Genomic DNA, 8,606 nt, shown 5'->3' on the forward strand with positions numbered 1-8,606 from the left:
AAGACGAAAGCTTAGTTATTACCTGCTGCCCTAATTTTTTATTAGGTTTTGTCAAGTTTTGTTTTGTCAAGTTGTCATAAAATGTTAATTTTGCAACCTCAATGAAAAAAACAACGCAAATATCTTCTCAAGTTACTCCGCCTTAATGGTTGGTTAATTGCTGTTTTTTCCCAATTCCTTTTATTGGTTTCTTTCGTGTACCCGAAATGCTGATTTTCGGTGCAAATTACATTTTATAAATTTTTACAATACAAATATCTTATGCAGAAAATTATCAATTTGTTTGATTTCAAACAAAAAGTAGATTACAAAACCGAAATTTTATCAGGTATTACCGTTGCTTTGGCTTTAGTTCCAGAAGCAGTTGCGTTTGCCTTAATTGCAGGACTTTCTCCGCTTGTGGGTCTTTATGCCGCTTTTATGATGGGCTTGGTTACGTCCATTTTAGGCGGTCGTCCCGGAATGATTTCGGGTGCAACTGGTGCAATAGCAGTAGTCATAGTTGTTTTAGCAAAAACGCACGGTGTGGAATACGTTTTTGCCACCGTTATTTTGGCAGGAATTATTCAAATGTTAGCAGGATTTTTAAAGTTAGGAAAACTTATCCGTTTGGTTCCGCATCCTGTTATTTTTGGTTTTGTGAATGGTTTAGCCATCATTATTTTTATGTCGCAGTTAGACCAATTCAAAGATGTTTCGGGCAATTGGCTCACAGGTTCAAATATGTATATTCTCTTGGCTTTGGTGGGTTTAACAATGCTTATTATTTGGGGATTGCCTAAAATTACAAAAGCTGTTCCCGCTTCCCTTACTGCTATTTTAGTGGTTTTTGGGTTGGTTTATTTTTTAAAATTGGATACCAAAACTGTTGGCGATATTGCTTCTATAAAAGGTGGATTTCCGCCGTTTCATATTCCTCAAATTCCTTTTAATTTAGAAACACTTCAAATCATTTTTCCGTATGCGGCTATTGTTGCAGGGGTTGGTTTGATTGAAAGTTTATTGACCTTGAATATTATTGATGAAATTACTGAAACAAGAGGACATAGCAATAGAGAAGCAGTGGCACAAGGAACGGCTAATATTTTATCGGGTTTCTTTTCAGGAATGGGCGGTTGTGCAATGCTTGGACAAAGCTTAATTAATGTATCCAGTGGAGCAAGAGCGAGATTATCTGGAATTATTGCATCTGTGGCTCTTTTAGTATTTATAATGTTTGGTAGTAGTTTAATTGAAAAAGTTCCGATGGCTGCACTTACTGGACTTATGATTATGGTAGCGATAGGTACGTTTGAATGGGCAAGTATCCGTATTATTAATAAAATGCCACGACACGACATTTTTGTAGGTATGTTAGTTGCTTTAGTTACTGTGTTGCTACACAATCTCGCATTGGCAGTTTTAATAGGAGTTATTATTTCAGCATTAGTTTTTGCTTGGGAAAGTGCTAAAAGAATACGTGCCAGAAAATACATTGACGATAAAGGAGTAAAGCATTACGAAATATTTGGTCCACTTTTCTTTGGTTCAACTACAGCTTTTACAGAAAAATTTGATGTAATTGGTGACCCCGAAGAAATAATTATTGATTTTAAGGAAAGTAAAGTGGTAGATATGTCAGCAATAGAAGCGTTGAACGTTTTGACACATCGTTATGCTAAGCAAAATAAAAAAGTACATTTGAAGCATCTAAGCGAAGACTGTCGACAATTATTGAAAAATGCAGAAAGTGTTATCGAAGTAAATATCATTGAAGACCCAACTTATAAAGTGATGTTAGATAAATAATTTTTTTTAGCGACTTTTCGAGGTCGCTTTCTTGTTGCGTAGTGTTTGGAAAGGGTTGCAGGTAACGGTTCGGGTATTGCCGAAGGCGGGGATTTTTAGCACAAAAGTTCAATAGAAGAACGAATGTTGAACTTTGCACAGTTGTCCAATCGAAGCTGTTCAGCCCCGCTTTTGGCAATACCTTGTTAGCTGCTGGGCTTAATTTTGCTAAAAGTAACTTATTTTTTGAAATAATATTTTGTACTTTTGTAGCATCACTTCCAAAAAAGTATACAACACGTGGCAAAGCCTTGGACTAAATAATTAGGGTTATTCACTTCAAAACCCACTTTTATGGTATAGTACACTATGTATTATACTACAATTATTTTGTTGTATAATTTAATCAAGTTTTTATGGAAAACCGTAAATGGTTTAAAACCTATATGTTTATATGGGCTGGGCAGTTTGCATCAATGCTTACAAGTTACGCTGTTCAGTTTGCTATCGTTATATGGCTTAGTCTGGAGTATAAGTCAGCCGAAGTGTTAGCCTACGCAGGAATAGCAGCAATGTTACCTCAAGCATTGATAGGTTTAATTGCAGGAGTATATGTTGACCGTCTCAATCGTAAATATGTAATGATTTTTTCGGATGCTTTTATTGCTGTCTGTGCTCTTGTGTTACTTGTCATTCTACAAAATAAAAATGCTAATCTAATATGGATTTATGTGCTACTCGGATTACGTTCTATTGGCAATGCTTTTCATGCTCCAGCACTACAGGCTATAGCTCCACTGATTGTACCCCAAAGTGAATTGATAAAGGTAGCAGGAATTAATCAAGTTCTGCATTCAGTTTGTAGTATTGGCGGACCTGCCATTGGAACATTGGCCATTGCCTATCTTCCCATTTCAAAGGTATTGTATTTGGATTTGATTGGGGCATTGCTGGCTATTCTTTCGCTCGTAATGGTGAAAATTCCCGATTTAGTGATGAAATCAAAATCGTCTATCCATTCAATAACTACTGATTTTTTGGAAGGATTTCAAACTATATCAAAGAACAAAGGATTACGTTATCTTTTTCTTTATGCAATGGCAATAACCTTCATTATAATGCCTGCTGCCATTATGTTTCCGTTGCTTACAACAGGGCATTATGCAGGTGGAAAATGGGAAATGGGAGTTGTAGAAGTGGTTTGGGGTGGAGGTATGCTTATTGGTGGAGCTATCTTGAGTACTTTCAAATTGAAAGGCTCAAAAGTGGTAGCTGTCAATGTAATGTATGTAGTATTAGGACTTACATTTATTTTGAGTGGAGCATTGCCTGCAAGTTGGTTTGTAGGATTTGTATTGACAACTGCCATTGGAGGTATCAGTCTGTCCGTTTTCAATGGCTGTTTTACAGCAATTGTACAAACAGAGGTAAGCCCTGACAAATTAGGGAGAGTATTTTCCCTTTATTATAGTCTGGCAGTGTTGCCAAGTGTAATCGGTTTATTATTCACAGGTCTGATTGCAGAAGTTATTGGTGTAAACATTTCGTTTATTATAAGCGGTTGTTTGGCAATCCTTGTGGGCATTCTTTCGTTTGGCACTCGCAACTTAATGCAATTAGATAAAATCAAAAATGTTTAAAAAATGAAAAATAAAGATATTCAAAAATTGGCGGAAAGAAATGGTTTATTTCTTTCTGATAAAATGAGTTTTAATGAGATGGGAATTGACTTTAAGGTTGGTTTCGCTACAGATAAGGATGGCACAAAATGGTTGTTGCGTATTCCAAGAAGAGCAGGCTTGGGCAAACAGATTACGAATGAATTACGCATTCTTCAATTAGTGTCGAAATACCTTTCGGTACAAGTTCCCGACTGGCGTATAGCTAATGAAGAACTTATAGCCTATCCTTTGCTGGATGGAAAGCCTGCTCTAATTTATGATGCTGAGACTTATGAAGTAACTTGGAATATGTCTAAAGACAGTGAACTTTACATTCCAACATTGGCAAAGGTACTTATAGAACTTCACTCCATTCCAAAGCAAGAGGTTCTTCGTAACGAATTAAAAGTGTTAACACCGGAACAGGTTAGAAATGAGATTTCGGAAAGATTGTTTTTGGTGAAATCTGAATTAGGTATAAGTGCCGAATTAGAAAATCGATACCAAAAATGGATAGATAGCGATGTGTTATGGCCGAATTTTACAAAATTCATTCACGGTGATTTGTACGCTGGTCATACGCTTACTCACCGCAACGGAGAAGTGTGCGGAATTATTGACTGGTCAACAGCACAAGTCAGTGATATAGCACAAGATTTTTCGGGACACGTTACTGTTTTTGGTGAAGAAAGTCTCAAGGCGTTAATTTCGGAGTACGCAAAACAAGGTGGAGTAGTATGGGATAAGCTATTTGAGCAAGCAATTGAACGGGCTGCCGCTGCACCGTTAGCTTATGGGTATTTTGCTTTAGAAACGCAGGATGAAATTCATCTTAATGCTGCAAAATTGCAGTTGGGCGTTGAGTAGAAAATTTGTTTATGTTTTTAGTAGGGGCTGACACCTCATTGGGTCAGTCCTTACTATTTGAAAGGGAGTTGTCTATTGGCGGTACTGTAGCCTTGCAGCTAACGGTTTTCGCATTGGCGAAGTGGCGGAAAATCGAAGCGGAAAGTTTCGATTTAGACGACACGTAGCCAATGCTTTTTTGTCAATGGCTAAATTACAAAAAAAGCCAATGCAAAAAGCATTGGCGGCATACGAACACGGAACGTTCAACATTGTACTTAACCCGCCATTTTGCCAATGCGATGTTAGCAGTTCGGTTTTATTCTTCATCGTCTTCTTCAATTTCAAAATCCAATTCGTCTTCTTTTATTGAATTTAGATTGATAAGATGATGCTTAATCGTTGCAATTTCTTTATAAAGATAAACTAAACTTTGTAAATTTTGGTCATCTGTATCTTCAAAATGCTTAATGTTAAATTCGTAAACATCTCCTTTATCGAATGCGTCAAGAATATTGCTGTATTCTCCATTATCAGCAATATTCAATAAATTTGTAAAAGTTTCTTGCTCTGCTTTTTCTAAACTATTGATTGAGTCGATTAGAAAATTTCTGTAATTTAATTTTCCCATTTCTTTACCATAATATTTCGTAAATTTCTTGTTCCAAACCTTGTTCTTTTAGTTCATACACTTTTTTTACAATATTGTAGTTTGTCCAAATGCGAGAACTATAAATACCACCAATAGATTGATTTTCAATTTTAGTAGTTTCATTATTTCGATATTGAATTTCAATATACTCTTTGTTTTTTGCTTCTTCAAACCAATTTTTGTTTCGTGGTTTTAATTTCACAACAGGTTCAATTACTTTTAGTTGAATTGTAAGTGTGTCGTTATTAAAATCATATTTCAAAAATTCACAAAAACAATATGCTCCGTGTCTAAGAATAATTTTATTATCAAACAAATTATCAAATAGTTGTGTGCAAATCCCTTCTGTCATTGAAAAATTAAGCTTTACAATTCGTTCCACTTTTTTGTTATGTCCATAAACACTTCTCTGTCAGCAATAGAAAACAATAGCATTTCGGTATAATACAGGTTTTGTACTTTTTCATTGTCGCCTTGCCACAATTTTTGATTGATTTCTCTGACAAGTTTGTTTAGTTCTGAATATGCTATTTTTTTGTCTATAAAAAGTTGTTTGTCTAAATTTTTGATAAATAGTTTGTTGTCTAATTGTTTTACGTCAGTCGGTTGATAAACAGATATATTTTTTAGTCTTATTAAAACATTAAGGTCAAATGCAGACATCTTTGAATTTCTACCTTCTGGAATAGGGAAGTATTGTTGTCCTGCATTTTCTGAAAGGATAATCCAATTTAGTGAATAGGCAACTCGTGAGTCGTAGATTCNNTTATATTTTTGTTAGGAAACAAATATGCACCAACTTTTGATGAACTTGCAATTCTCTTAAATTCAGGTTTGTCTTGTTTTAGAAAGTTCTCAATGAGTTTTATTGTGTCATTATCATTTGCTGCTAAAATTCCTCCCCAATCTTTAATTATCCACAAGCAAAGTTTGTCAAATAGTGTTTTGTCTGTTTTGTAAGTTTCGTTCAGTTTTTGCCCAACAATTTTCTTGAGTTGAAGTTCTTTGTGATATGGTTTTTCTAGTTTGTTTATTTCTTCAAATTGTTTTTGTGTCAATATTTCGAGTTCTGAAAGGCGTTCAATTTTTGCATTCCATTTGTATAAATTCGGCAGTTCAGATTTATACTTGTCTAAATAGCTTACGATTTTGTCAATGTCGAAATTTGTTGTCATTTTGGCGATTTTGTTTAAACTGACTGCTAACATTGTTTTTTCACGAAACTGATCTAGCTTTTGTTTCGTAAAAAATCACCTATATCTGCATTTCGTAAAATTAGAAGCAAATATAATTATTTTTTTGTAAATTAGACACTTACTAAAATAATATTCATGTATCACGAAGTAATTTGATGTAAAATGTAATAATGAATGTATGGATAGCGAAACGATTCTAAAAACGTTGCAAAATCGATTAAAATTACAACGATATGCAAACAATACCATAAAATCGTATTGTGGTTACACCCAAGTTTTCTTAGAACAGATGGAAAAATACAATAGATTAGATGAAATTCCTATTTCAGAAATCGAATTGTTTATCAATACAAAAGTAATTCAAGAAAATATCAGTGTTTCCTATCAACGTTCTTTGGTTGGAGCAATTAAAAAAGTATTTGAATTAGTTGAAAATCAGAAAATTGAATTAAATTATCTTTATCCGAAACGAAAAGTTAATAAATTACCAACTTTCTTTTCTCAAGAAGAAGTACGAAATTTATTAAATGCAACAGAAAATTTAAAACATAAAGCTATTCTTACCATAATCTATAGCTGTGGATTGCGACTAAGCGAATTGATAAATTTAAAAATTGCAGATATAAAATCAGAAAGTAATTTACTTCTTATTCGTCAAAGTAAAGGTAACAAAGATCGTATAGTTGCTTTGCCAGATAAACTTTTGCTATTATTGAGAGAATACTATAAGGTTTATCAACCTAAAGACTTTTTGTTTGAAGGCGCAAAAGGCGATCAATACAGCGAAAGAAGTGTCCAATTAATTTTAAAAAACGCCATGAGTAAAGCTGGTGTTTTATCAAAAGGCAGCGTACATACATTAAGACATTCCTATGCTACTCATCTTATAAAAAGTGGAATTGATGTTCGTGTAGTTCAAGAATTATTAGGTCATAACGACATTAGAACTACCATGATTTATACGCACATTACAGATATTGATAAAAAATCTACACCAAGTCCTTTAGATTTTTTGTGATAATTTGTAAAATCTAACATATTATTTTATCTCAACAACCTTCACCACTTCACTTTTCAATACTTTAGTGCCTGCCTCATTATAAGTCTGTTCTACCGTAACTTTAATTCTGTCGTATTGTGGAATTGGAAAGTTTAATAACTCACCAATATTTTTGTACCCGAATGCTTTTGCTAAAAGAGTGATGTGACGGGTGCTATATTTATGTTTTTCACGATAATTTTCAACATTACCAATAAAACTTTTCGCTAAACCCATTTTAAGACTAAGGATTTCTTGTGAAAACTTTTCCTTTATTCTTAGTTTCTTAATATGTTGGATTAACTCAAAATCAAATTGAGTAGTTTCAAATTCAAAATATTTTATCATTTTATTAAAATATTTTACACCAATATATTGGTGTGTTAAAAAATATTGTTATATTTGTATTAGCGATTTGATAATTAGACTTTTGATAGTCATAATTAAACGATGTGACTCGATTCCAAAACGACCAATTTTCCATCGAGAACACCGTGAAATTGCTCCATGTCTCAAAAGTTTTGTACTTTCGTATATGGCATGTGAGCGGTTCTCACGTTAGCTTTAGGTGGAAACTTTATTATCCTCGGATTTTAAAGACGGGTTTGGTCGCCCATGGATCTAAGGTGTGAGACTGCTCCTTGCTTTTTTTGCAAGTATATCTTCATACACGAGAAACATCGTTCCATAAAACCCAACACAAAATGAGAACGAAACAATTTCCATTCATCCGTAAAAAACCACCAGACAAAGTCTGTTCGTTTTTTCCATTCTTTTAAAGAACAATTCTCCGTTTTATAACATTTAACGGAACGTAAAGAAAAGGTTCCCCTTTCTTTACTCGCTCTCTATCTGAGCCTCGGTAATGAGACTTTGACAGTTAGGTTATACTCTTTTTTTCGCAAATTAAAAGTAAACCCTTTCATATCATTTTCCAAATTTATTGGGGCTACTACCTGATTTAAGTTGTAAGTAATGAGTTATAAGTAATGAGTTAAATGTATGATGTACAGATTAGATGTTAGATATGAGAATTGAAATTTTAGAGTTGTTAAAAGTGATAACGAATTTGACTATTGAAAAAGGATGAAAAACCGGCATTAAAACTCTCACGTTAAGAAAATGTTTGAGTGCAACGTTAAAAAGATTTTAGCCCATAGTTTTTTTTAAATCTTTAGTGGAGTGAAAACATTTTTAGTAGAGAGGTTTACGGACAAGAGTTTTTTGATTACTTTTTTGCTCATTTCCCCGTAGGGCATATGAATACCGATAATTAAAATAGATATGCTATGAATAAAAAAGTGATAGAAAGTATTTTACATTCGTTTTTTCCTTGATGAAAAAACGAACAAAAAAAATCAAGACCGCGATTTTCGACGTTCAATTACCATTTCACGCACTAAAAAGATTAAATGTTTCGCATACGCTCACTAATCTTTTTTACG

The 8,606-nt window shown here is 33.6% G+C and carries 8 protein-coding genes; 4 read left to right on the forward strand and 4 right to left on the reverse strand.

The annotated features are described in order from the left end of the window. Window positions 1-261 precede the first annotated feature (261 nt). The 3 genes from B4H69_RS14685 to mph all read left to right on the forward strand — a co-directional run bounded on the left by B4H69_RS14685 (window position 262) and on the right by mph (window position 4,295). Window positions 262-1,788, forward strand: coding sequence for a SulP family inorganic anion transporter (locus tag B4H69_RS14685; RefSeq protein WP_115000917.1), 1,527 nt, complete (start codon window positions 262-264; stop codon window positions 1,786-1,788). Between the two features lie 395 nt (window positions 1,789-2,183). Then, the gene (locus B4H69_RS14690; RefSeq protein WP_291094652.1) at window positions 2,184-3,407 is read left to right on the forward strand and encodes an MFS transporter; all 1,224 of its coding nucleotides are present in this window, start codon (window positions 2,184-2,186) and stop codon (window positions 3,405-3,407) included. A 3-nt stretch (window positions 3,408-3,410) separates the two neighbouring features. Beyond that, window positions 3,411-4,295, forward strand: a complete 885-nt coding sequence (gene mph / locus B4H69_RS14695; RefSeq protein WP_291094653.1) for an Mph(E)/Mph(G) family macrolide 2'-phosphotransferase — start codon at window positions 3,411-3,413, stop codon at window positions 4,293-4,295. 298 nt (window positions 4,296-4,593) lie between these two features. On the opposite strand, the gene B4H69_RS14700 is transcribed toward mph, so the two are convergent. The 3 genes from B4H69_RS14700 to B4H69_RS14710 are packed head-to-tail and all read right to left on the reverse strand — an operon-like array spanning window position 4,594 to window position 5,589. Next, window positions 4,594-4,905 carry a hypothetical protein gene (locus B4H69_RS14700; protein ID WP_291094655.1) on the reverse strand — a complete coding sequence of 104 codons (312 nt, stop codon included), beginning with the start codon at window positions 4,903-4,905 and terminating at the stop codon, window positions 4,594-4,596. Between the two features lie 4 nt (window positions 4,906-4,909). Continuing rightward, window positions 4,910-5,308 (reverse strand): hypothetical protein, encoded by a 399-nt coding sequence (locus tag B4H69_RS14705; RefSeq protein WP_291094657.1) that lies wholly within the window; start codon window positions 5,306-5,308, stop codon window positions 4,910-4,912. Beyond that, complete coding sequence (locus B4H69_RS14710) at window positions 5,293-5,589, reverse strand: hypothetical protein (RefSeq protein WP_291094659.1); 297 nt, start codon at window positions 5,587-5,589, stop codon at window positions 5,293-5,295. Before B4H69_RS14710 ends, B4H69_RS14705 begins: the two co-directional genes overlap by 16 nt. Before the next feature lie 711 nt (window positions 5,590-6,300). Between B4H69_RS14710 and B4H69_RS14715 the strand changes: the two genes are divergently transcribed. Beyond that, entirely contained in the window at window positions 6,301-7,140 is an 840-nt protein-coding gene (locus B4H69_RS14715) for a tyrosine-type recombinase/integrase (RefSeq protein ID WP_114999181.1), read from the forward strand. 21 nt (window positions 7,141-7,161) lie between these two features. Here B4H69_RS14715 and B4H69_RS14720 read toward each other — a convergent pair whose 3' ends face one another. After that, entirely contained in the window at window positions 7,162-7,509 is a 348-nt protein-coding gene (locus tag B4H69_RS14720) for a helix-turn-helix domain-containing protein (protein WP_114999179.1), read from the reverse strand. Window positions 7,510-8,606 lie beyond the last annotated feature (1,097 nt).

Origin of the sequence: Empedobacter sp. UBA6745 (assembly GCF_002453775.1) — a bacterium.
In the GTDB taxonomy this organism is placed as follows: Bacteria; Bacteroidota; Bacteroidia; order Flavobacteriales; family Weeksellaceae; genus Empedobacter; species Empedobacter falsenii_C.